Source organism: Streptomyces sp. NPDC015532 (assembly GCF_043078065.1).
Classification (GTDB): domain Bacteria; phylum Actinomycetota; class Actinomycetes; order Streptomycetales; family Streptomycetaceae; genus Streptomyces.
In genome coordinates this window covers 350,609-373,023 of the sequence record NZ_JBIBSY010000001.1, presented here as the reverse complement: position 1 = coordinate 373,023, position 22,415 = coordinate 350,609, and the positions used below count along the sequence as shown (strand labels likewise).

Here is a 22,415-nt window from a genome sequence, read left to right as displayed (position 1 = left end):
GTGACTGCCGTCACTGACCACACGGATCAAGCCGACCGTCCCGGAGAAGGAGGTCCCGAGGACAGTCGTCCGGAGAACGGCCGTCCCCCGGAGGACCACCCCGAGGACGGTGCCGGCGAAAACAACCCCTCCCGGGCGGGCGCCCCGGGCGAGAAGCGCACCGGCCTCGACGACCACGACGGGGCGGCCGGGGGCGCCGGGGGCACTCAGGAAGGCCGCCCGGACGACGGCCGGGCCGGTGGGCCGCGTTCCGGGGCCCGGCTCCTGGAGGGCGCCAGGGAGGCCGGAGGGGGCGGTGAGGGGGATACAGGCGGAAGGGCCGCGCGCGGCGACGGTACGGCCGGACAGGGAGCCTCGCAGGACGCGTCCGGAGCGGAGCCCAGCGCGCGTGGGGAGGGCGACGACCCGGCGCCCGCGGAGGACGGCCCCGTCTGGGACGACGGCCTCATCGCGCGGCGCGTGAGCGAGGCGGCCCCGGCCCGGTACCAGGCGCCGCCGGTGGAGGCCAAGGCAGCCGTCCCGTCGGTGCCTGCGCCCCTCGCGTACGACGGGCCGCTGCGCTCGCGCCTGGACGCGCTGCGCGAACTGGTCGGACTCTCCCGCGCCCGGCTCGACAGCGGAACCCTCGCCGAGGCGGGCCGGGTCCTGGACGAGGCGGCCGCCCGCCGCAGGCTGTCCGGGGAGCACACCGTCGTCGCGATCGCCGGAGCCACCGGCAGCGGCAAGTCGCAGCTCTTCAACGCGCTCGCGGGCGTGGCGATCTCGGAGACCGGCGTGCGCAGGCCGACCACGTCGGCCCCCATCGCCTGCACCTGGAGCGACGGCGCGGCCACCCTGATCGACCGGCTCGGCATCCCCGGGCGGCTGCGCAGACGCCCGTTGCAGAGCGCGGAGGCGGAGGCCCAGCTGCGCGGCCTGGTCCTGGTGGACCTGCCCGACCACGACTCGGCGGCCGTTCAGCACCGCGCGCAGGTGGACCGGGTCCTCGGGCTGGTCGACGCGGTCATCTGGGTGGTGGATCCGGAGAAGTACGCGGACGCCGTCCTCCATGAGCGCTATCTGCGGCCGCTGGCCGGGCACGCGGAGGTCACCTTCGTGGTCCTCAACCAGGTGGACCGGCTCCCCGGCGAGGCCGCCGATCAGGTGCTGGACGATCTGCGGCGGTTGCTCGACGAGGACGGCATCGCGCTCGGCGAGTACGGCGAACCGGGCGCGACCGTCCTCTCGCTGTCCGCCCTCACCGGGGCCGGGGTCCCCGAACTGCGGGAGTGTCTCGGCCAGTTCGTGGCGGAGCGGGGCGCCGCCGCGCGACGGATCTCGGCCGATCTCGACGCGGCCGCCGCACGGCTGCGGCCCATCTACGCGACGGGACGGCGGGTCGGGCTCAGCGAGGAGGCGCGGGACGAGTTCGCGGACCGGCTCGCGGACGCGGTCGGCGCCGTGGCGGCCGGCGAGGCCGCCGAACGGTCCTGGCGCCGCAACGCCAACCGCGCCTGCGGCACGCCCTGGCTGCGGCTGTGGCGCTGGTATCTGGAGCGGCGCGAGCCCCCGACCGGGCGTCTTCCCGTGCGCGCTCCTGCGGACGAGGAGGCCACCGCCCGCCAGCGCGTCGAGCAGGCGGTGCGGACGGTCGCCGACCGGGCCGCGTACGGGCTTCCGGCGCCCTGGGCGCTGGCGGTGCGCGAGGCGGCCGTACGGGGCGCGCAGGGGCTGCCCGAGGCGCTGGACGACATGGCGGCGCGCGCGGCGGCACCGGCGGGACGGCCGCCGAGGCCCGGGTGGTGGCCCGTCGCGGTGCTGGCACAGGCCGCGATGACGATCGTTCAGGTCATCGGCGGGCTCTGGCTGGTGGGCCAGATCATCGGGGTCATGTCTCCGAATCTCGGGGTTCCGGTGCTGCTGATGGTGTCGGGCATCGTCGGCGGCCCGGCCGTCGAGTGGGCCAGCAGGATTGCGGCCCGCGGCCCGGCCCGGCGCTACGGCCTGGAAGCGGAGAGACGATTGCGCGAGGCGGCCGCCGGCTGCGGACGGGCGCGGGTGCTGGATCCCGTGGCGGCGGAGTTGCTGCGGTATCGCGAGGTGCGGGAGCAGTACGGGCGGGTCATGGGGACGGCGACGGCGGGTACGCCGGTCGGGTGACGCGGTTTTCCACAACCGTCCGTCGGTCCACAGCGCCCAGCGGGCCCGGCCCGGCGGAGGCAGTCTGAATCCCGCGGCGACCGCAGCGCATGCGATCGCCGCGGCAGACGCATCCGCACGGGAGGGATTCACGATGAACGAGACGATGGTGTGCGCGGTGGGGAACGTGGCGACACGGCCCGTGTACCGGGACGTGGCGAACGGCGCGTCGGCGCGGTTCCGGCTGGCGGTGACCTCGCGGTACTGGGACCGCGAGAAGAACGGGTGGACGGACGGGCACACCAACTTCTTCACGGTGTGGGCCAATCGCGCGCTCGCCACGAACGTGGGAGCCTCGGTGTCGGTGGGCGATCCCGTCATCGTGCAGGGCAGGCTGAAGGTGCGCACCGAGACCCGTGACGGGCAGAGCTGGACGTCGGCGGACATCGACGCGGTGGCGATCGGCCACGACCTCTCCCGCGGTACGTCGGCCTTCCGGCGCCCGTCCAAGGAGGCCGAGCCGGCCGCGGCGCAGCGCCCCGAGCCCAGTTGGGAGTCGGTCCCGGACGACCCGCCGGAGGGCGTGTCCCCATCGCGTCCGGAACCGGCCGGGGTGACGTGATGTCAGCGGGAACCACGATCTGACCGAACTGCGGCTTATCGACGAATACATGACTAACAGTCCTCATGGATTTGTCGATAAGCGCAGCTCACGAGGTGATCGCGATAACGATTCCGAGTCAGATCGGTTGTCGGACGACATGACCGGGGGGAGCGATGCGGCACTTCTTTAGGATGCCGAACACAGCTCTCGGGGCTTCTGATTCTGCTGGCGGGACCGTCCCCCATGTCAAAGGGTCCTGCGCGAAGGGGAATTCTGTGTCATCTGCGTTCTCGGTGTTGTCCGCGCGCGGGCGACGGGCAGCGCGTCTCGCCGCCGCGGCCCTGGTGTGGGGACTCGCCGCCACGGGAACGATCGCCGCAGCCGGCACGGCCGCCGCAGAGGAGCTCCCGCAGAGCCAGGGCGGAGCGACCGCCACCGTAGGGGAACTGAAGACGTACGGGTCGGCGGTCATCCACGAGAACGGCGAGGACTCCTGGGTCTCGGCCGGCCTGTTCGAGATGTCAGTCGAGAACGGCGGCATGCTGCAGACCTATTGCGTCGACCTCCACAACCCGACCCAGCGGGACGCCAGATACCAGGAGACCTCCTGGAGCGGAACCTCGCTGAGCGGCAACAAGGACGCGGGCCGGATCCGCTGGATCCTCGAGCACTCCTATCCGCAGGTGAACGACCTGGCGGCGCTGGCCGAGAAGGCAGGCGTCACCGGTCTCACCGAGCAGGACGCGGCGGCGGGCACCCAGGTGGCGATCTGGCGGTACTCGGACGGCGCCGACGTGGACGCCGCGGACCCGCAGGCCCAGAAGCTCGCGGACTATCTGCAGAAGAACGCGCGGGACCTGGCGGAGCCGCGGGCCTCGCTGACACTCACCCCCGCCGCGGTGTCCGGCCACCCCGGTGAGCGGCTCGGCCCGGTCACGGTGCACACCAACGCGGGCAGCGTGACGGTGACTCCGCCGACGGACATCGCCGCCGGCGGAGTGAAGATCGTCGACCAGAAGGGCAGGGCGGTCACCTCCGCGAAGGACGGGAGCCGGATCTTCTTCGACGTGCCGAAGGACGGCGCGGACGGTTCCACCGCCCTCACGGTGCAGGCCTCGACGACGGTTCCGGTCGGGCGCGCCTTCACCTCGGAGACCCGCAGCCAGACGCAGATCCTCGCCGGCTCCAGCGAGTCCACCGTCTCCGCGACGGCGAGCGCGAAATGGGCGGCGAAGGGCGCGATACCCGCCCTGTCCGCCCAGAAGAACTGCTCGAAGCGCGGTGTGGACATCACGGCCGCGAACAAGGGCGACGCGGCGTTCACGTTCGAGCTGATGGGCGTCGAGCACACCGTCGAGGCGGGCATATCCGAGACGCTCACCATCCCGCTCCAGGAGGACCAGGCGTACGACTTCACGATCGGCGCCACGGCCGGCGACGGGCAGCGCTTCAAGGGCGTCCTGGACTGCGAGACCCAGGGCAGTCCGGGCGACCTCTCGGCCCAGACCCTCAGCGAGCCGAGCCCGGCGTCGGTGGGAGGCACGGGCGGGGGCACCGACCTCGCCGAGACCGGCGGCTCCGGACTGACTCCGGTCATCGCGGGCGCGGCCATCGCCCTCGTCGTGATCGGCGGCGGCGTGGTGGTCTTCGTCGGCAGGAAGCAGACACCGCCGCGGGTCTGACGGACCGACAGCCGAGCCGGGGCCAGGCCTGAGGGGACCGGCCGCCCCGCCGACCGGAGTCGACGAGGCGGCGGCAGCACCCGAGGGGCGGCGTCGGGACCGCGGGGTGGCGGCGGGACCGGACTAGGGCTGGGTCTTCCGGACGCGTACGACGGCGAAGGCCGCCGCGAGCAGACCGAGAACACCGACGATCAGGCCCGCGGTGCCCAGGGCACGTGCCGTGGAGTCGCTGCTCTTGTCGCTCGCGGTCGATTCGGCGGCGGCTGCGGAGGAGGACGACGAGGACGAGTCGGAGCCGGAGGCCCCGGTCCCGGCCGAAGCCGGTTCCTCTCCCGCGCCCTCGGCGGTGAGGGCGAGCGCCGGAGCCGGGCTCTCCGGCTCCTCCTCACCCTTCTGCGGCTGCTCGATCCAGCGGACCACCTTGCCGTCCGAGTAGGTCTGGAGCGTCTTGAAGGTCAACTGGTCGACGTCGTCCGGGAGCTGGCCGAAGGCGACCTGGAAGTCCTGGAACTCGCCGTGGCGGATCCGGCCGCCGGTCCAGGTGATCTCGGAGACCGCGTCGGTGATCGTGCCGTCGTCCGTCTTGACGGGCTTCTTCAGCTTGACGGTGGTCGCCTTCGCGGTCCAGCCCGCCTGCGGGGTGACGAGGACGCCCACGACCGGGTGGTCGGTGGGCAGGAAGATCTGCACCTTGGTGGTGCTGGCGGTGTCCTCCTCGTTGGGGACACGGAAGCTCAGGAGGCCGTCCGTGGCTCCCTTGGCGTAGCTCTCGGGGTGGACCGTCACGTGCGCGAAGGCCGCGCCCGCGGTGGTCAGGACGCCGGCGGCGGCGAGGGCGGCGACGGCGGCGGTGCGGCGCAGGGTGGTGCTGATCGGGGACATCCGGGGAACTCCGTACTGAAGGGGAACGTGGTCAGGGCGTGTGAGCGAGCCCTGCCGGCGGTCCCCGGCGCGAGACGGCGTGACGCAGCAGCGCCTGGCCGAGCGGCGACGGCTCGGCGGGCCTCTGGCCCACGGCCTCCCGGTACGGCCGTACCGGGGACAGTCCCGTCCTCGTCCTCCACCAGGCGGCGAGCCCCGGGACGAACGTCGCGGCCCGGCGCAGCAGGGACCACAGGGCGGCCTCGCCGCGCCGCAGCCACCATGTCGCCAGCAGCGCGGCGGCGACATGCGCGGCCGTGGCGTGCGGGGTCAGGGCGTGCGCGACCGGGTGTGCCATGTGCATCCCGTGCATGTTCATCGTCATGCGCGGCCGGGCGGCCTCGAAGCCGAGGTGGAGTCCGGCCTGCGCGACCAGCATGGCGCCGCCTATCCCGGACAGGGACCGTTCGCGGCCGCCGAGCGCACAGCCGGCGGCGAGGACGGCCAGCAGTCCGGCGCCCTCCGCCCACAGCGGCGGCGCCTGCCCGGTGGCGAGCACATGCCCCCCGGCGGCCAGCAGCACGCACAGCACGGCGAACACCGCGGCGCGCAGACTCCGTACCGCCGGCGACGCATTCATAGTGCCCAGATACTGCCATGAGGCGGGAGTGACCGTCGCGGCTTCCCCCCGCGGTCCGCCGTCGTGGTCCGCCCGGCTCCGCCCGCCGCCGCTCGGGTAGGGTCCGGCTGAGCCTGGGAGGGACCCGTCATGCGTCTTCGCTGTGCCGTGCTGGACGACTATCAGAGCGTCGCGACCCGGATCGCCGACTGGTCGCCCGTCGCGGACACCGTGGAAGTCACCGGTTTCGACCGGCACTTCGGTGACGAGGACGCGCTGGCGGCCGCGCTGGCGGACTTCGACATCGTCGTCACACTGCGCGAACGCGTGCCCTTCCCGGCGTCCTTGCTGGCCCGGCTGCCGCGGCTGAGGCTGCTGATCGCCTCCGGGATGCGCAACTCGGTGATCGACTACGCCGCCGCCGAGGCGCACGGGGTGACCGTGTGCGGTACGCCGAGTTCCTCGACGCCGCCGGTCGAGCTGACCTGGGCCCTGCTGCTCGGCCTCGCACGGGGGATCGTCACGGAGAACAACGCCCTGCGGGCGGGCGGTCCTTGGCAGAGCACCGTCGGAGCCGATCTGCACGGCCGGCGGCTCGGCCTGCTCGGGCTGGGCAAGATCGGCGGCCGGGTGGCCCAGGTCGGGCTCGCCTTCGGCATGCGGGTCGGCGCGTGGAGCCAGAACCTCACCGCGGAACGGGCCGAGGAGGTGGGGGTGGACCTCGCGGCCTCCAAGGAAGAGCTGCTGACGGACAGCGACTTCGTCTCCGTCCACCTCGCGCTCGGCGACCGCACCCGGGGGCTCGTCGGCGCCGCCGAACTGGCCCTTCTCAAGCCGACCGCCTACCTCGTCAACACCTCGCGCTCGGCGATCGTCGACCAGGACGCCCTGCTGGCCGCGCTGCACGCGGGGCGGATCGCCGGGGCGGGCGTCGACGTGTTCGACACCGAGCCGCTGCCCGCCGGCCATCCCCTGCGCTCGGCCCCTCGCCTGCTGGCCACCCCGCACCTCGGCTATGTGTCGCGGTCCAACTACGCGACGTACTACGGGGCGGCCGTCGAGAACATCCAGGCGTTCCTGGCGGGCACACCCCTGCGCCGTCTCGGCTGACGACGCCCACCCGGTCACCGGTCCGCCCCGCTCCTCGGTCCACCGATCCGCCCCGCTCCTCGGTCCGCTCGACCGCCGGTCCGGACGAACAGTCGCTCGTCAGGACCCTGTTCGAACACTGATCCCCTGGTGGAACGCCCGTGACCACGTGCCGACGGACGCGTTGAACGGGAAGTGCGGTCGCGTCCGAGCCATCGCACTCATCAAATCTAAGGAGAACGTGATGTCTCGCATCGCGAAGGCCGCCGCAGTCCTCGTGGGCACGGGTGCCGTGGCCCTCAGCGGGGCCGGCATGGCCATGGCTGACGCCGGCGCCCACGGCGGGGCCGTCGGCTCGCCCGGCGTCCTGTCGGGCAACGTCATCCAGGCCCCGATCCACATCCCGGTCAACCTGTGCGGCAACACGATCAACGTCGTCGGTCTGCTGAACCCGGCCTTCGGCAACGCCTGCGTGAACGGTGACGCCCCGGTCAAGAAGCACCACGCCGACAAGAAGCACGGGAGCAAGAAGCACCACGAGGCCCGCGGCTACGGCAACTGAGCCCAACTCACCGAGCCCAGCACGCGCGAGGCCCCCGGCGGGATGTCACCGCCGGGGGCCTCGTCGTCGTCGTCGCCGGTGCCTGTGCCTGTGCCTGTGGCTGTGGCTGTGGCTGTGGCTGTGGCTGTGGCTACGCGTACCGGTAGATGAGGCTGTGGTCCTCCATCGACTCCGGCGTCACGCCCCACGGGGGCATCTTCTCGCGCCGCGCGACGATACGCCGGTGCTGGGAGTCGCCCGGTCCCGGTGGCCGCTCGGGCAGATATGGGGCACCCCTGTGCAGCATCTGCCAGCGGGACCACTGAAGGTCGACGAAGGCGTGGTGCAGCCAGAAGACGGGATCGTTGACGGAGGCACCGCCCAGCATGTGGCCACCGACCCAGCGGTGGACCCGGTTGTGGTTCTCCCAGGTGGCGTTCCCCACCCCGTGGCCCCACCCCTCCAACCGGTTGCGGAAGCCGCGCCGGGTCGTCGAGTCGAAGGGTGCGGTGTCGTAGACGGGGTCGCTCAGGGCCGCGTTCAGCGAGGCCAGTGTGGGCAGTTGGATCGGCTTGCGCGGGCGGCCGAACTCACGCATGAGGAACGCGCCGTCGGTCACGCCCTCCTTGATCGTCCACTGGCCCTGCGCGTAGGCGAAGGGCCCGGTCATGACCTGCCGGTCCGAACGCCGCCCGTCGCCGCCGAGCAGGTCCTTGGTCCACGGGGCGGAGGCCGGCGTGCGGTCCCGCGTCCAGTCCCAGTACGGCACGCTCACACCGGGGTCCACACGTCTGAGCGCATTCTCCAGGTCCAGCAGGAAGCACCGGTGCCAGGGCAGGAACGAGGGCGCCATGTGGGCCGCGCGCAGCCCGCCTTCGCCGTCGGAGACGTAGTAGTCGATGTGTCTGCGGACGAACTCGTCGTATTCTCCGCGGCGTTTGAGCTCCAGCATCGCGGTGACGAAACGGCGCCGCTCCGCGCTCGTGAGCGTACTGACGTTCTTACGGGTGTACACCATGGTGGTGGCCGCTCCCCTCCGTACCGTTCTTCCCCGTGCCGGTCCCGCGCCCGCCCACGTCGCCCGCTCCGCCGTTCCCGGCGCCCATGCCGCCCATGCCCCTGAGCTGCTCGGCCGGGCCCAGTTGGTCGACGGCCGCGCGGACCGCCGCCAGCGGTGTCGGATAGGACTCGTAGTGGTCCACCATGCTGAGGTAGCTGCCGTCGGCGCGGCGCATCAGATGGAGCGGCCGGCCGTCCACCGTGACCTGCCACTCGACGCCCGCGAACGCGGCCCTGCCGTCCGAGCGGCTCTGCGTGCCGAGGATGTGCCGGCCGCGGTACACCTCGTCGAAGGAGATGTCCCGGGGGCGGTGGCGCGGCGGCCGTGAGGCCGCGACGACGGGGGCCAGCGCGGCGCCGACGGCCGACACGAGCAGGCCGCGCATCGCGCCGCGCCGGGTCAGCGCCAGCCCGCCCGCCACGCGTTCCGTCCCGCGGCCGCGCCCCGGGGCGTCCGGCACCCGGCCGCCCCGCCCGCGTCTCGATACTCTGCCCGGCATCCAGCTGGCGAACATGCTTCTCTCCTCGGCGAATTCACGCTGTGTCGTTCGGTTTCGGGAAGGCCGACGGCGGAGCGCGCCCGGCCGGACCTCCGGGCCCGCTCCGCCGGACGGAACGCCTAGGCGCCGGAGCCCATCTCCAGGTTCGCCGTCGGGGTGGTCCTCACCAGCGGTGCGAGCACCGCGGCCTGCGGCTCCTTCAGTCCGGGAAGACCGAGGCGCGCGGGGTCCGGTGCGCCGAGCGGGCTGTCCAGGTCCGCTCCTGGGGTCAGTGTCCGCAGACCGGCCGCCGGCGCGGAGAGCCCGAGGTGCTCGAATCCGCCGTCGAGGACGTGCGGGAGAGGCGTACGGACGTCCGCGCCGGGAAGTCCGCCGCTGAGCGGCACCTGCGGCACGGCCCCGGCGGGGATCATCCGGCCCTCGGCGTACCGCGGTCCCTCCGGCCGGCCCGGCAGGGGCAACGGCAGTTCACCCGCGACCTCGGGCGCCTTCAGGCCGAGGGACTGCTCGACCCCGTTCAACGGCACCGGGATGGGAACCGTGGCAGCCGCGACGGCCGGTGTGGCGGCGGCGGCACCCACCGCCGCGGCCACACCGGTCATGACGGCGGCGAGAGTTCCTCGTGTGGTCGGCTTCATCTCAGGTACGGTCCCTTTCAGGATTCGGGGGCTCGGCGTCCGTATCACGTAACGATTCCGGGAACGTCATCAGCGCAAGTTTCCCCCGACGGACTCATTAGTCGTCCGATAGGGAGATCTCAGCTCGTCCAGAAATCCCACCAGCGGGTGAGGATCAGCATTCCGATGACGCCGATGTGCAGCACCGGAACGACCCAGGTGAACTCTGCGAGAAATACCTTCAGCCATTTCGGGGCGGGCAGAAACGCGTTCCGCACGGTGAAGGAGGTGACATACCAGAACATGATGATCGTGGCGGCCCACGCCAGACAGCACCACAGACACAGTGCGTTGATCCGGTAGAACGACTGGAACTGGAGCCAGCTGCAGAATCCGACGCCGAACAGCATGCCCGCGTCGAAGGTCAGCCAGTACCACCGCGGGAATCGCGCACCGGCCAGCAGACTCACGCCGACACAGATCACCACGCTGTACGTCACCAGGCCAAGCATCGGGTTGGGGAACCCGAAGGCGGACGCCTGCTCGCTCTTCATGACGCTGCCGCACGAGACCACCGGGTTCAGGCTGCACCCAGGAACGAAGTTCGGGTTCTCCAGCAGCTTGAACTTGTCGATCGTGATGACCCACGCGGCGAGGAGACCGGCCGCCCCGGTGATCACCAGCAGTACGGCCAGGGCACGGCCGCTGCCCGCGGTGTGGCCGCGGGGACCGCCGCCGCCCGCCACCGATCCCGCGGCGGCCGGCATCAGCCGCGCAGCCTGCGCGCGGGCAGCAGCACGTGGGACGCGCTGAGCAGAGTCTCCTCGTCGCCCGCGAAGGCCGTCAGGTCCTCGGGCGCGACGGGCTTGCCGGGCTGGGCGACGGGCCAGGCACGGGTGGCGAACAGGAAGTAGGCGTAGCCGCGTTCCCCGACCGCCTCGAGCCACTCCGGCGGTGCCACACACTGGGCATTGAGGTACGGCATGCTGACGACGGCCTGGCCGGCCTCGACGAGCAGGGTGAGCGGCAGGCTCGGCTGCCGGGATCCGTCGATGAGCTTGTCGCCCACGGGCAGTCCGTTGTCGATCAGCAGTTGCCGGATGGCCGCGGCGGAGCCCTCGGGGCCACCGTCGCCGTCTCCCAGCGAGTAGGCGAGGAGATAGGGCATGTCGCCGTCGGGGGCTTCCCCGCTGAATGCCATGACGGCGAGCGTGCCGAGATCGGCGCTCCGAAGTGAGCGCTTTTCGCTTGATGTTGAGGTCACCGCGGAACCTTATCGATGCGTCCGTTCGGGTTCTGACCCGATATCACCCGACCGGGGGATGCCGGGGAGTGTGACCACACGAACGAGGTACGCGGCTCGAACAGCGCGAAGGACCGATTCCGCATCGGGGGAATCGGCCCTTCGCACCACTTCGGCCGTGGGATGTCAGCCGTTGAGGCAGGTGTTGCCGAACGCCGGGTTCAGCAGACCGATGACGTTCACGGTGTTGCCGCAGACATTGACCGGAACGTGTACGGGAACCTGGACGACATTGCCCGAGAGGACACCCGGGGAATTGGCCGCGACGCCCTCGGCTCCGGAGTCCGCGATGGCACTCCCGGCGGCGGCACCCGCGGCCATTCCGGCGGTGGCGAAAATAAGAGCGGCCTTCTTGGCAGTGTTCATTGTGAGCCCTTTCATCGGAGATTTTCTCCAGAGCCTAGGGAAATGCCCGCGGGCATTGCGGAAAGACACGCACGCAAGGGAGACGACTAACCCTGAAGGGGAAGTCCGCCGAGGAGCTGCGCGGGGGAGGCCTTCGAGTTGAGCGTCTTGGCCGCGCTGTTCACGCCGTTCAGCGCGGAGCCCTTGTTCTCGGTGTCGAGCGCGTTCGACTGGTGCTGGAGAGGAAGAGCGTCCTGCGCGCTGATCGAACGCTGGCTGGTGAGGGTCTCCAGGGCGCCGTTGAGGCTGGAGGGCGCGAGGTCGGAGGCTCCGGCGGCGAACGCGGGCGCGGCGGCACCGGCGACGACCAGGGACCCGGCGACGACAGCGGCGGCCTTGAGGGACTTCATCGTGTTCCTTTCTTCGGCGACGGATGTCACCGGAGGGAATTCCTCTGTGCGCTGCCTAACGAGCCCCGAACGCGACGGAAACTCCGTGTGCGGAGAATTCCTGGCCCCAGGGAGCCGGGGCGCGCCGGGCGGCACCGGCCTGGCCGGGCCTTCGCGTGAACGGCCGGCGCCGTGGGCGGCAACGCGGACCGGCCGCCCTCCGTTTCGGGAGGACGGCCGGCCAGAAGGGTCCGCGCTGACGTCAGCCGTTGACGCAGGTGTTCCCGAACGCGGGGTTCAGCAGGGCGATGACGTTCACGGTGTTGCCGCAGACGTTGACCGGGACGTGAACGGGAACCTGCAGGACGTTGCCCGACAGGACGCCCGGGGAGTGGGCGGCCGCGCCGTGCGCGCCGCTGTCGGCGGCGGCGATGCCGGCGGTGCCGGCCACGGCGGCGGCGGCAACGGAAGTCAGGGCCAGGCCCTTCGCGATACGCGACATGGGGAAGTGCTCCTTGGAAATCGACACAACATCCGGGCGGGATACCCGGCTCTGGTGCAACGCGTGAGGCTCACGCGGGTTGCGGCTCCAAAGGGGTGATGTCCCGGACAGCCGGAGTTGACGATTCCGACACACATCACAGCTTTCGATGACAAAGGCGGACACCAGCTAGAGTCAGGCGCTCCGAGGACGACTGGAAGCAGGCGTCCAGGGGCGCCGGGGGCTCGCGGGGAGCCGACGCGCACATGCCTGATTCATCCGATTCTCGGATTTCCGCCCGTCCTCTCGTCCAGAACCTTTCCCCGAAAGGGCACCGCCGGTCATGCGTACTTCCCCGGGCCTGCTGCTGCGCCGTGCGATCGTGGGCGGCTCCGCCCTCGCCACCTTCTGGGCGCCCGGCGTCCCCGCGTCCGCGGAGCCGCCCGCCGACAGACCGCCCGCCGCGCGGGCACAGACGCTCCCGTTCACGCAGCGGTACCACGCGCTCCAGCACGGTGGAATCGTCCGGGCCGCCAACTCCTCGATCAGTTGCCGCGGTTCGGCGAGGGCCGCGCTGCCCCACGGCTCGGTGAGAACAGCCGGCATGTCCCGCGCCACGGCCCCCACGTGCCTCGCGGCACGCCGGGGCGCTCCGGCCGCGAACGGCGACTTCGACATGGCCTACATCGACGTCGACCAGGACCCGAACACCTACAACTCCAGCCGCGCGGAGGTCCGTCTGCCCCGGGGCGCGCGGGTCACGTACGCACGGCTGTACTGGGGCGGCAACCTCCGGGCCGGCGAGCAGAAGCCGCCGGGGGACAACGGGCGGGTGCTGATCGCCGAACCCGGCGGCGCGTACAAGGATCTGCGCGCGGACCGTGCGGTCGGGCACCGGGTGGCCCGCGGGGCCGACGCGTTCCAGGCCTCGGCGGACGTCACCCGGCTGGTGCGGGCGAGCGGTTCGGGTCTCTACACCGTGGCGCAGGTCAATGTGGCGAGGGGCCGGTCCGCCGCGGGGGCGTGGGGTGGCTGGACGCTGATGGTGGCGTACGAGAGGAAGTCGGAGCCGCTCCGGCATCTGGCCCTGTGGGACGGCTTCGGGACGCTCGGCCCCGGCGAGGAGCGGGTGGTCCGGCTGGACCGGCTCAGGCTCCCCGCACACCCACGGGGCCGGGTGGGCATGGTCGCGTACAACGGCGACCGCGGACGCGGGGGCGACGCGCTGTCCGTCTCCACGGGCCGCGGTACGCCGACGGCGCTGGGCGACTCGGCCAACCCCCGCGACGACGTGCTGAATTCCAGCATCAGCGGGCCCGGAGCCGGTGCCCCGAGACGGGTGCCCTCGTACGCGAACACCCTCGGTTACGACTCGGACGTCCTCGAACTTGGCAAGGGGATCCGCGGCGGGGGTGACCAGTTGGCCTTCCGGATCGTTTCGCAGCGGGACGCGGCCTGGATCGGAGCACTGTTCGCCGCCGTCGACGCGAAGCAGTGACGCGTGCCCCGGCGCGCCGCCCGTGAGCAAGGAACCGCGCATGCATCTGCCCTCAGACCCTCCGCCGCGGGTCCTTCATGTCACGCAGCCGGTCGACGGCGGTGTCGCCCGCGTGGTCACCGACCTCGTCGGTGCCCAGATCGCCGCCGGGACGCGGGTCACCGTCGCCTGCCCGGACGGCAACGCCTTCACCCGGGACGTGCGGGCGCTCGGCGCGGACGTACGCCCCTGGCACGCGACGCGGGCGCCGGGGCCGCAGCTCGCTCAGGAGGTACGGCGGCTCGGCCGGGTCCTGGCGCGGGTGCGGCCCGACGTGGTGCACGCGCACAGCGCGAAGGCGGGGCTCGCGGCCCGGCTCGCGCTGCGTGGACGGGTGCCGACGGTGTTCCAGCCGCACGCCTGGTCGTTCGAGGCCGTCGACGGTGCCGCCGCGGCGCTCGCGCTGCGCTGGGAGCGGTGGGGGGCGCGCTGGGCGTCCCTGGTGGTGTGCGTCAGCGAGGCGGAGCGCGCGACCGGCGTACGAGCAGGGGTGCGCGCCCCCTGGAGGGTGATCCCCAACGGCGTCGACCCCGGGCGATTCCACCCCGCCGCCGCGGACACCGTACGCGCCGGAATGCCGCTGCTCGCGGGGGTCGGTCCGGCCGCTCCCCTGGTGGTGTGCGTGGGACGGCTGTGCCGGCAGAAGGGGCAGGACATCCTCCTCGACGCGTGGCCCGCGGTGCTGCGGCGGGTGCCCACGGCGCGGCTCGTGCTCGTCGGGGACGGACCGGACGCGGCACGGCTGCGCGCCGCGGCACCGCGTGACGTGCTGTTCGCCGGGACCGCCGCCGACGCGGTGCCCTGGTACCAGGCCGCCGATCTGGTGGTGCTGCCGTCCCGCTGGGAAGGCATGGCGCTGGCCCCGCTGGAGGCCATGGCCTGCGGGCGTCCGGTCGTCATGACGGACGTGGACGGCGCCCGCGAGAGCCTGCCGCCGGGGCACGACAGCCGCTGTCTGGTGACCGCGCCGGAACCGGCGCCGCTGGCGGAGGCGATCGGCGCGCTGCTGGCCGATCCCCCGCTGCGCGCGTCGCTCGGCCACCAGGGGCGCCGCCACGTACTGACCACGCACGACGTGCGCCTCACGGCGGACGCCGTCGCGGGGGTGTACCGCGAACTGCTGGCCGGCCGACAGCCGCCGCACGCCGGAAGCGTCCTGTGCGCGGACCACACCGAGTGCAGGGAGTCCATCCACTCGTGACTGCGGAAAGCAGCGTTCCCTCCCCCGGCGGACAGCCCCGGGAGCACGGATTCTCACCCGTCTCGGTCATGTCGTCACGCGGGAGCGACGGGGGTTTCAGGTTCCCCGCCGGACAGCGGAAGACGGTCCGGCGCGTCTCCTGGCTGCCGCTGGCCGCCGTGGACGCCGTCGCGGCGCTGACGGCCGGACAGACGCTCACGGAGATCCAGCGCCACCCCCTGTCCGTCCTCGCGCTGCTGCTCGTCGTCATCCTGCTGAACACGCGGGCGTCCCTGTACCGGCCGGCGCCGCTGCCCGCCCTGCTCGACGAACTGCCCGCCGTCTGCGCGCGGATCGCGGTCACCTGGTGCGCCCTGGCCGCCGTGTTCGCCGCGTTCGCCCCGGACGAGGCGCTGACGGCCCGGACGCTGGCCCTGGGCTGCGCCGCGCAGTCGGTGATCAGCTGCGCCGGACGCGGCACCGTCCACTGGCGGCGTCGCCGGGCCCTCGCGCTGCACCCCGGGGCCGCCCTGGTGATCGGTCCCGCCGCGACCGCGCAGCGGGTGGCCGCGGCCTTCCTGCGCCACCCGAACTGCGGGGTACGGCCGGTCGGTGTCGTCGCCGACCGGCAGACCGGCCCTGAAGGGCTGCCGGTGCTCACCACCGGCGAGGAGGTGCAGCGGGCGCTCATCCAGAACGGGGTGCGGGCCGCGCTGGTGGTGGAGCCGCCGGTCAGGCACGGGCCGATGCTGCGGGCGCTGGCCCTCGCGGGCTGCGAGCTGTGGGAGGTCGACCCGGACTCCCCGTCGTACGACCGTCCGGGCCGGCACACGCTGGCGGGCTTCGCCTGCCGCCCCCTGTCGATCGGCGCCCGGCGCGCCGCGTTCGGGAAGCGGTTCCTCGATGTCGCCGTCTCCGGCGCGCTGCTGCTGCTGGTCAGTCCGCTGCTGCTGGTGTTCGCGGCCGTCCTGCGGCTCACCGACGGACCCGGTGTGGTGTTCCGGCAGGAGCGCATCGGCAAGGACGGACGGCCGTTCACGCTGCTGAAGTTCCGCACCCATCGCCCGGTCGACGCGCACGAGGCCGCGACCCGCTGGAGCGTGGCGGGCGAGCAGGAGATGAGCCGCTTCTGCCACTTCCTCCGACGCACCTCGCTCGATGAGCTGCTCCAGCTCCTGAACGTCCTGTGGGGCGACATGAGCCTGGTCGGACCGCGTCCCGAACGGCCCTACTTCGTGGCCCAGTTCAGCCAGACCTACCCCGGCTACGCGGCCCGTCACCGGATGCAGACCGGCATCACCGGACTCGCCCAGGTGCACGGGCTGCGCGGCGACACCTCGATCGAGGACCGGTGCCGGTTCGACAACGCGTACATCGACAACTGGTCGATGTGGCAGGACATCTGCATCCTGCTGCGCACGGCCGCGGCGCTCGTGCGCCCGACGGGGAGCTGACCCGGTGAGCCAGGCCCTGCCCGTCACTCCCCTGGACACCGCGACCGCCGCCCTGCGGCGCGCGCTGCCGGTGCTGCCCGTCGTCGCGGTGATCGCGCTGCTCGGGCTGCCGATCGCGCCGAGCGGCGAGGGCGGCGCGAACATCGCGGACGCCATGTCCGGTCTCGTGGTGCTCTGCTGCGTGATCCAGCTCGTACGGACCCGCCGGCGCCCGCTGTCCGCGACCGCCGCCCTCGTTCTCGGTCTCCCCGTGGTCGGCATCTCGGTCGCGGCGGCCGGGGCGGCGGACCCGGGCGCGGGGATCACCGGGCTCACCCGGTATCTCCAGGTCTTCGTGCTGGTGCCGGCCGCGGTCCTGCTGCTCGTCCGCGACCGGCGCGACCTCCGGCTGCTGGCCTGGTCGTTCGTCGCCCTGGCGCTGTGGCAGGGGGCGGTCGGGGTACGGCAGTACGTCACCGGGACCGGCGCCTCCTACCAGGGCGAGGACGTCCGGGCGGTCGGCACCTTCGGGCCGACCGACGTGATGGGCATGGCGACGGTGGTCGCGTTCGGGCTGGTGTGCGCGGTGGCGCTGGCCCTGGGAGCCGGTGAGGCACGGCAGCGCTCGGTCGCCGTGCTGTGCGCGCTGGCCCTGCTGCCGCCGCTCGCGCTGTCGTTCAGCCGGGGCGCGTGGATCGCCACGGCCGTGGCCTGCGGCGCGCAGCTCGTGCTGGCGGGGCCGCGGCGCGCGGTCAAGGCGGTCGCCGCGCTGGCCGCGGCCGGGATGATCCTGGTGGGCGGGCTGGGCCTCGGCAGCGCGATGCTCCAGGAGCGCGTCACCAGCATCACGCAGGTCACCGACGCGCCGGACCAGTCGGTGACCGACCGGTACACGATGTGGGCGGCGGCCACCGACATGTGGCGCGAACACCCCCTGACGGGCGTCGGACTGAAGGGCTTCCCCGAGTACCGGGACGGTCACGCCTCGCTCGCGCTCTCCTCGGGCAGCGACATCGCGGGCGCGGGCGCCGCCTATCACAAGCAGGCGCTCCTCTCGCCGCACAACATGTATCTCCTCGTGCTCAGCGAGCAGGGTCTCGTCGGACTGCTCGCCCTGGTGGGCAGCTGGCTGGCGCTGCTGGTGTGTTCGCTGCGCGGACTCGTCCGCGTACGCCGCACGGCACGGCAGGCCACGGCACCCGGCCTCGCGACGGCGGGTCCCACCCCGCACGGCACGGACTGCGCGCTCGTCGCCTGCGGGCTGCTCGTCTGGCAGCTCGTCGACTTCGTGTACGCGGACATCGGCGGCCCCTCCACGGTCCTGACGGCCGTCGTCTTCGGCGTCATCGGCTGGTGGGCCCTGATGGATCCGTCGGCCACGCCCGCCGCCGCACGGGAACAGGCCGCGGCGCGATGACGGTGACGCCGCCCAGGGCGGGGGAAGGCCCGGACACCACCGCGGACTTCGAGACGGGCGGATCGAAGGACACGGGTACGCGAACCGGTCCGGACACGGGCACGGGAACCGGCACGGGGACGGGTGCGAGGGGCGGTATGGGTGTGGGGGGCGCGGGGATGAGCACGGAGACCGAAGCGAGTGCCGAGTCGGGGGTGGGTGCCGCGTCGGGGGTGGGTGCCGCGTCGAAGGCGGGCGCCAGGTCGAAGTCGCGTGCCCGGTCAAGGGCGGCTGCCCGGTCGCAGGCGGGTGTGGGTGCCCCGTCGGCGGCGGATGCCCGGTCAGGGGTGGATGCCGGCGCGGGGGCGAGTGCAGGGTCGGGGGCGGGTGCCGGCGGGGTGAGCGGGGTCGGGGCCGCCTTCCCGTTGCCGCCCGCCCGTGCCTGTGGCGCGCCCGGCGGCCCGCCGCCCGCGTCCGCCGCCGTGAAGACCCCCGGTTCCCCGAAGGGCCGCAAGGGCCGGAAGGAGGCGGATCAGCCCGAGGCCGCCTCCAACCGGTTCCTCGCCAAGGCCGCTCTCGTCACCATCGCCCTCTCGATCGCCGGAGCCCTGCTGGGCCTCGGCCGGGACCAGGCGCTGGCGCATCTGTTCGGGGCCGGGTCGGACACGGACGCCTTCCTCGTCGCGTGGACGGTGCCGGAGTTCGCGGCGACGCTGCTGATCGAGGACGGGCTGGCCTTCGTGCTGATCCCGGCGTTCAGCGTGGCCGTGACGCGGCGGGCCCGGGGAGCCGCCGGTGATCCCGTACGCGCCCTGGTCGCCGCCACCCTGCCCCGGCTGACGTTCGCCTTCGCGGCCTTCGGCGCGCTGCTCGTCGCGGGGGCGCCGTACCTGGTCGAGGCGCTCGCGCCCGGCCTGCCCGACCCCCGGCTCGCGGTGGACTGCACCCGGCTGACCGCGACCTGTGTGTTCTCCTTCGGGCTCGCCGGGTACTGCAGCGCGGCCCTGCGGGCGCACCGGCGCTTCGTGGCACCGGCGGCGATCTACATGGCGTACAACACCGGGATCATCGGGGTGATGTTCGTCCTCGGCGCGCGCTGGGGCGTACGGTCGGCGGCCCTCGGTGTCGCGGTCGGCGGCGCGCTCATGGTGATGGCGCAGGCACCGTCGCTGTGGCGGCAGCTGCGGCGCGGGCGAGAGGCGACCGGGTCCCTGGACGGTGAGCCGGCCCGCCCCATGAACCTGACCCTCATCGGTACGGTCCTGCTCTTCGCGCTGTGCCGGCAGTCCCAGGTCCTCATCGAGCGCTTCCTCGCCTCCTCGCTGCCCGCCGGGGCCATCTCGCATCTGAACTACGCCCAGAAAGTGGCCCAGATGCCGATGGTGCTCTCGCTGATGCTCTGCACGGTCACCTTCCCCGTGGTCGCGCAGGCCATCGCCGAGGGCGACACCGAGCGGGCCCGCGACCGGGTGGAGCGCGATCTGACACTCGTCGCCTGCACGGTGCTCCTCGGCACGGCGGTGGTCGTGGCGTGCGCCCCGCAGATCATCCAGCTGCTCTTTCAGCGCGGCGCGTTCACCGAGCGGGACACGGCGGCGACGGCGGCGGTCATGCGGGTGTACGCCCTCGGACTGCTGGGCCACACCCTGGTCGGCGCGCTCGTGCGCTCGTACTTCTGCTCGGGGCGGCCGACCTGGTACCCGCTGTTCGCGATGACCGCCGGGATCGTCGCGACCGGCTGGGCCGGGGCCTTGGCCGTCGGCCCGTGGGGGGTCTGCGGGATCGCCGCGGCCAACGCGGCCGGCATCACCCTCACCGCCGTGCTCCTGCTGCACGGGATGGGGCCGCGCAGTGTGCCGATCCGCACCCGCGCGGTGGTGGCCGAGATCGGCAAACCGCTGCGGGCCGCCCTGACCGCGGCGGTGACCGGTGCCCTGTGCGCGGGCGCCGTGGATTCCCCGCTGCTCGGACTCGTCGTCGGCTGCACGGTCGTGACCGTCGTCTTCGCCCTGCTGGCCTGGGCCTTCCGGGTCGAGGGGTTCGCCTCCGCACTCCGTTCCGTCACACGAAGGGTTCCGTATGCCCGTTTCCGCTGACAGCAGCAGACGTACCGGTACGAGCTCCCTCGACGCGCCGCCCTGGGTGGCGATGTACCACTCCGTCGGAGACTGTTCCGACGACCCGTACCGCGTCACGGTCTCCCCCGACCGCCTCGGCCGGCAGCTCGGCTGGCTGCGCCGGCGCGGTCTGCGCGGGGTGTGCGTCGCGGACCTGCTCGCGGCCCGCGCCCGCGGCCAGGGCCAGGACCTGGTGGGCCTGACCTTCGACGACGGGTACGCCGACTTCGTCGAGACCGCGCTCCCCCTCCTGCGGCGCCACGGATTCGGCGCCACCCTGTTCGTGCTGCCCGGCCGGCTCGACGGCGAGAACGCCTGGGATCCGCTGGGCCCACGCAAGCCGCTGCTGGGCAAGCAGGGCATCCGGCTCACCGCCGCGTCCGAGGGCATGGAGGTCGGCTCGCACGGACTCACCCACGTCGACCTGACGAAGGCAGACGACGCCGTGCTGCGCGCCGAGGTCGCTGAGAGCAGAGCGGTGCTCTCGGACCTGATCGGTGCTCACGTCGACGGCTTCTGCTATCCGTACGGGACCGTCGACCGCCGGGTCGTCGACGCCGTGCGTGACGCCGGATACGGCTACGGCTGCGCGATCGACCCCGGCCCGCTGACCGGCCCGCACGCCCTCCCCCGAGTGCACATCGGCGAGAACGACACCTCCGTACGCCTGTTCCTGAAGCACCGCCTTCACCGGCTGCGCCGGCGTCCCGTGGAGGCGGGCCGGTGAAGGTGCTGCACATCATCACCGGCCTCGGTGTCGGTGGCGCCGAGCAGCAACTGCGGCTGCTGCTGCGGCACCTGCCCGTCCCCTGCGACGTCGTGACGCTGACGAATCCGGGCACCGTCGCCGAGGGGCTCGCCGCCGACGGCGTACGCGTGATCCATCTCGGCATGTCCGGCAACCGCGACCTCGCCGCGCTCCCCCGCCTGGTGAAGGTGATCCGCGCGGGCCGCTACGACCTCGTGCACACCCACCTCTACCGGGCCTGCGTGTACGGAAGGCTCGCCGCCCGGCTGGCCGGGGTCAAAGGAGTCGTCGCCACCGAGCACTCGCTCGGCGACTCACAGATGGAGGGCCGCCGGCTCGGTCCGGGCGTACGCGCCCTGTATCTGGCCAGCGAGCGGCTCGGCACCTCCACCGTCGCCGTCTCGCCCACGGTCGCCGAACGGCTGCGCCGCTGGGGTGTGCCCGCGCCGCGCATCGAGGTCGTGCCGAACGGCGTCGACATCGCCCGCCTGCGCTTCGACCCGGGTCTGCGCGAACGCACCCGCCGCCGGCTCGGGCTCCCGCAGGACGCGTACGTCATCGGCGGCGTCGGCCGGCTCGCGCCGGGCAAGCGGTTCGACGTCCTGATCGGCGCGCTGGCAGGGCTGCCCGACGACTGCCGGCTGCTGCTCGTCGGCGGTGGCATGGAGGAGACCGCGCTGCGGCGCGCGGCGCACGACGCCGGGGTCGCGGACCGGGTGCTGTTCGCCGGCGAGCGCCCCGCGGGCGGCTCTCCCGGGGCTGATCTGCCGTCCCTGCTGGGGGCCATGGACGTCCTCGCCTCGCCCAGCCCCGAGGAGGCGTTCGGGCTGGCCGTCGTGGAGGCGCTCGCGGCCGGACTGCCGGTGCTGTACGTCTCCTGCCCGGCCGTCGAGGACCTGCCGCCCGGGGCGGCGCGCGGCGCCACCCGGGTCGGCGGCGGTGCGGACTCCTTCGCCCGCGCGCTGGCCGGCGTCCGGGCCGAGGGACCCGCCCCCCGCTCGGCCCCGGAGGCGGCCCACCACTACTGCATCACTCGCAGCGCCGCACAGCTCATGGACGTGTACGCGGCCGCCGTCTCCCGCACCTGACTGGAGTGAATTCCACATGTCCGAAAACCTCACCAGGGGCCACCGCTCCTCGGGTTCGGCCCTTTCCCGGGCGAGAACCATGCCGGCCTGGTCGCTGCTCGCGGCCACGGCCGTGTTCGGCGGCGTGCTCGGCGGCGCGTACGGCGTGGTGAAGCCGCCGGCCTACACGGCCACGAGCTACGTCATCGCCGTTCCGACGGACAAGGGGGACCCGTCCGCCGCGCTCGGCTTCGCCCAGGCCTACGGCCGGGTCGCCACGCAGCTCGCGGTGCTCGGGGACGCGCAGGTGTGGGCCGGTGTGCCGGTGAAGACGCTGGAGGCCGACGTGCGGACGGCGACCTCCCCGGACGCGCCGATGGTCGCCGTCTCCGCCACGTCCACTCGCCCCGACCGGGCCGCCGACATGGCCAACGCGGTCACCCGCTCCCTCACCCAGCACGCCAACGCGAGCCAGAAGAGCACCCACGTCCAGCTCCTGTCGTTCTCCCGCGCGGTGAAGCCGACTTCGGCGTCCTCCCCTTCCCCGACGGTGACGGGCCTGGTCGGCGCGAGCGCGGGCGGCCTCCTCGGCGGCCTCGTGCTGCTGGTCCGTCCCCGGCGGGCCGCCGACACGGTCCGCCCGGCCTCGGTGCCGAGCCCGGCCACCGCCGCCGATGTGCACGGCCAGCGGTGAGCGCGACCACGCTCCGGGCCGGCGTTCGGAGCACC

General features: G+C 73.1%; 23 protein-coding genes. 13 read left to right on the top strand and 10 right to left on the bottom strand.

What is annotated here, in order from left to right:
* From ACF07B_RS01575 to ACF07B_RS01565, 3 genes are all read left to right on the top strand, one after another.
* A complete protein-coding gene (locus ACF07B_RS01575; protein WP_392177367.1) occupies window positions 1–2,139 on the top strand; it encodes a GTPase in 2,139 nt (712 codons plus the stop codon).
* Between the two features lie 133 nt (window positions 2,140–2,272).
* On the top strand, window positions 2,273–2,740 hold the full coding sequence (locus tag ACF07B_RS01570) for a single-stranded DNA-binding protein (protein WP_369480912.1): 468 nt from the start codon (window positions 2,273–2,275) through the stop codon (window positions 2,738–2,740).
* Between the two features lie 257 nt (window positions 2,741–2,997).
* The gene (locus ACF07B_RS01565) at window positions 2,998–4,404 is read left to right on the top strand and encodes a Cys-Gln thioester bond-forming surface protein (RefSeq protein ID WP_392177366.1); all 1,407 of its coding nucleotides are present in this window, start codon (window positions 2,998–3,000) and stop codon (window positions 4,402–4,404) included.
* A gap of 123 nt (window positions 4,405–4,527) precedes the next feature.
* Here ACF07B_RS01565 and ACF07B_RS01560 read toward each other — a convergent pair whose 3' ends face one another.
* The gene (locus ACF07B_RS01560; protein ID WP_384238183.1) at window positions 4,528–5,286 is read right to left on the bottom strand and encodes a YcnI family protein; all 759 of its coding nucleotides are present in this window, start codon (window positions 5,284–5,286) and stop codon (window positions 4,528–4,530) included.
* A gap of 31 nt (window positions 5,287–5,317) precedes the next feature.
* The gene (locus ACF07B_RS01555) at window positions 5,318–5,905 is read right to left on the bottom strand and encodes a hypothetical protein (RefSeq protein WP_392177365.1); all 588 of its coding nucleotides are present in this window, start codon (window positions 5,903–5,905) and stop codon (window positions 5,318–5,320) included.
* A gap of 129 nt (window positions 5,906–6,034) precedes the next feature.
* Here ACF07B_RS01555 and ACF07B_RS01550 point away from each other — a divergent pair, with 129 nt between their 5' ends.
* Both ACF07B_RS01550 and ACF07B_RS01545 read left to right on the top strand, forming a co-directional pair.
* Complete coding sequence (locus tag ACF07B_RS01550; protein ID WP_392177364.1) at window positions 6,035–6,994, top strand: D-2-hydroxyacid dehydrogenase family protein; 960 nt, start codon at window positions 6,035–6,037, stop codon at window positions 6,992–6,994.
* Between the two features lie 223 nt (window positions 6,995–7,217).
* On the top strand, window positions 7,218–7,535 hold the full coding sequence (locus tag ACF07B_RS01545) for a chaplin (protein ID WP_392177363.1): 318 nt from the start codon (window positions 7,218–7,220) through the stop codon (window positions 7,533–7,535).
* 130 nt (window positions 7,536–7,665) lie between these two features.
* Here the strand turns inward: ACF07B_RS01545 and ACF07B_RS01540 are convergent, their stop codons facing one another.
* The 8 genes from ACF07B_RS01540 to chpG all read right to left on the bottom strand — a co-directional run bounded on the left by ACF07B_RS01540 (window position 7,666) and on the right by chpG (window position 12,229).
* Window positions 7,666–8,532, bottom strand: coding sequence for a tyrosinase family protein (locus ACF07B_RS01540; RefSeq protein ID WP_392177362.1), 867 nt, complete (start codon window positions 8,530–8,532; stop codon window positions 7,666–7,668).
* The gene (locus tag ACF07B_RS01535) at window positions 8,516–9,088 is read right to left on the bottom strand and encodes a tyrosinase family oxidase copper chaperone (RefSeq protein ID WP_392177361.1); all 573 of its coding nucleotides are present in this window, start codon (window positions 9,086–9,088) and stop codon (window positions 8,516–8,518) included. Before ACF07B_RS01535 ends, ACF07B_RS01540 begins: the two co-directional genes overlap by 17 nt.
* A gap of 104 nt (window positions 9,089–9,192) precedes the next feature.
* Entirely contained in the window at window positions 9,193–9,711 is a 519-nt protein-coding gene (locus ACF07B_RS01530; RefSeq protein WP_392177360.1) for a hypothetical protein, read from the bottom strand.
* 119 nt (window positions 9,712–9,830) lie between these two features.
* Window positions 9,831–10,457, bottom strand: a complete 627-nt coding sequence (locus ACF07B_RS01525) for a vitamin K epoxide reductase family protein (RefSeq protein ID WP_392177359.1) — start codon at window positions 10,455–10,457, stop codon at window positions 9,831–9,833.
* Window positions 10,457–10,954 (bottom strand): DUF5949 family protein, encoded by a 498-nt coding sequence (locus ACF07B_RS01520; RefSeq protein WP_369483501.1) that lies wholly within the window; start codon window positions 10,952–10,954, stop codon window positions 10,457–10,459. The genes ACF07B_RS01525 and ACF07B_RS01520 overlap by 1 nt, the downstream gene beginning before the upstream one ends.
* Window positions 10,955–11,119: 165 nt before the next feature.
* A complete protein-coding gene (locus ACF07B_RS01515) occupies window positions 11,120–11,359 on the bottom strand; it encodes a chaplin (RefSeq protein WP_392177358.1) in 240 nt (79 codons plus the stop codon).
* An 86-nt stretch (window positions 11,360–11,445) separates the two neighbouring features.
* Entirely contained in the window at window positions 11,446–11,748 is a 303-nt protein-coding gene (locus ACF07B_RS01510; protein ID WP_392177357.1) for a hypothetical protein, read from the bottom strand.
* A gap of 241 nt (window positions 11,749–11,989) precedes the next feature.
* A complete protein-coding gene (chpG, locus tag ACF07B_RS01505; protein WP_369483499.1) occupies window positions 11,990–12,229 on the bottom strand; it encodes a chaplin ChpG in 240 nt (79 codons plus the stop codon).
* 322 nt (window positions 12,230–12,551) lie between these two features.
* Here chpG and ACF07B_RS01500 point away from each other — a divergent pair, with 322 nt between their 5' ends.
* The 8 genes from ACF07B_RS01500 to ACF07B_RS01465 all read left to right on the top strand — a co-directional run bounded on the left by ACF07B_RS01500 (window position 12,552) and on the right by ACF07B_RS01465 (window position 22,380).
* Window positions 12,552–13,706 carry a DUF3344 domain-containing protein gene (locus tag ACF07B_RS01500; protein WP_392177356.1) on the top strand — a complete coding sequence of 385 codons (1,155 nt, stop codon included), beginning with the start codon at window positions 12,552–12,554 and terminating at the stop codon, window positions 13,704–13,706.
* Window positions 13,707–13,746: 40 nt separating this feature from the next.
* Window positions 13,747–14,946, top strand: a complete 1,200-nt coding sequence (locus tag ACF07B_RS01495) for a glycosyltransferase family 4 protein (RefSeq protein ID WP_392177355.1) — start codon at window positions 13,747–13,749, stop codon at window positions 14,944–14,946.
* Window positions 14,943–16,379: an exopolysaccharide biosynthesis polyprenyl glycosylphosphotransferase gene (locus ACF07B_RS01490; RefSeq protein ID WP_392177354.1), complete on the top strand. Its 1,437-nt coding sequence runs from the start codon at window positions 14,943–14,945 to the stop codon at window positions 16,377–16,379. The genes ACF07B_RS01495 and ACF07B_RS01490 overlap by 4 nt, the downstream gene beginning before the upstream one ends.
* Window positions 16,380–16,383: 4 nt before the next feature.
* Window positions 16,384–17,775: an O-antigen ligase family protein gene (locus ACF07B_RS01485; protein ID WP_392177353.1), complete on the top strand. Its 1,392-nt coding sequence runs from the start codon at window positions 16,384–16,386 to the stop codon at window positions 17,773–17,775.
* A gap of 377 nt (window positions 17,776–18,152) precedes the next feature.
* Window positions 18,153–19,850, top strand: a complete 1,698-nt coding sequence (gene murJ / locus ACF07B_RS01480) for a murein biosynthesis integral membrane protein MurJ (protein ID WP_392177352.1) — start codon at window positions 18,153–18,155, stop codon at window positions 19,848–19,850.
* Window positions 19,834–20,598 carry a polysaccharide deacetylase family protein gene (locus tag ACF07B_RS01475; RefSeq protein ID WP_392177351.1) on the top strand — a complete coding sequence of 255 codons (765 nt, stop codon included), beginning with the start codon at window positions 19,834–19,836 and terminating at the stop codon, window positions 20,596–20,598. Before murJ ends, ACF07B_RS01475 begins: the two co-directional genes overlap by 17 nt.
* A complete protein-coding gene (locus ACF07B_RS01470; protein ID WP_392177350.1) occupies window positions 20,595–21,707 on the top strand; it encodes a glycosyltransferase in 1,113 nt (370 codons plus the stop codon). The genes ACF07B_RS01475 and ACF07B_RS01470 overlap by 4 nt, the downstream gene beginning before the upstream one ends.
* Before the next feature lie 16 nt (window positions 21,708–21,723).
* Window positions 21,724–22,380 carry a lipopolysaccharide biosynthesis protein gene (locus ACF07B_RS01465; protein ID WP_369483492.1) on the top strand — a complete coding sequence of 219 codons (657 nt, stop codon included), beginning with the start codon at window positions 21,724–21,726 and terminating at the stop codon, window positions 22,378–22,380.
* Window positions 22,381–22,415: the final 35 nt, after the last annotated feature.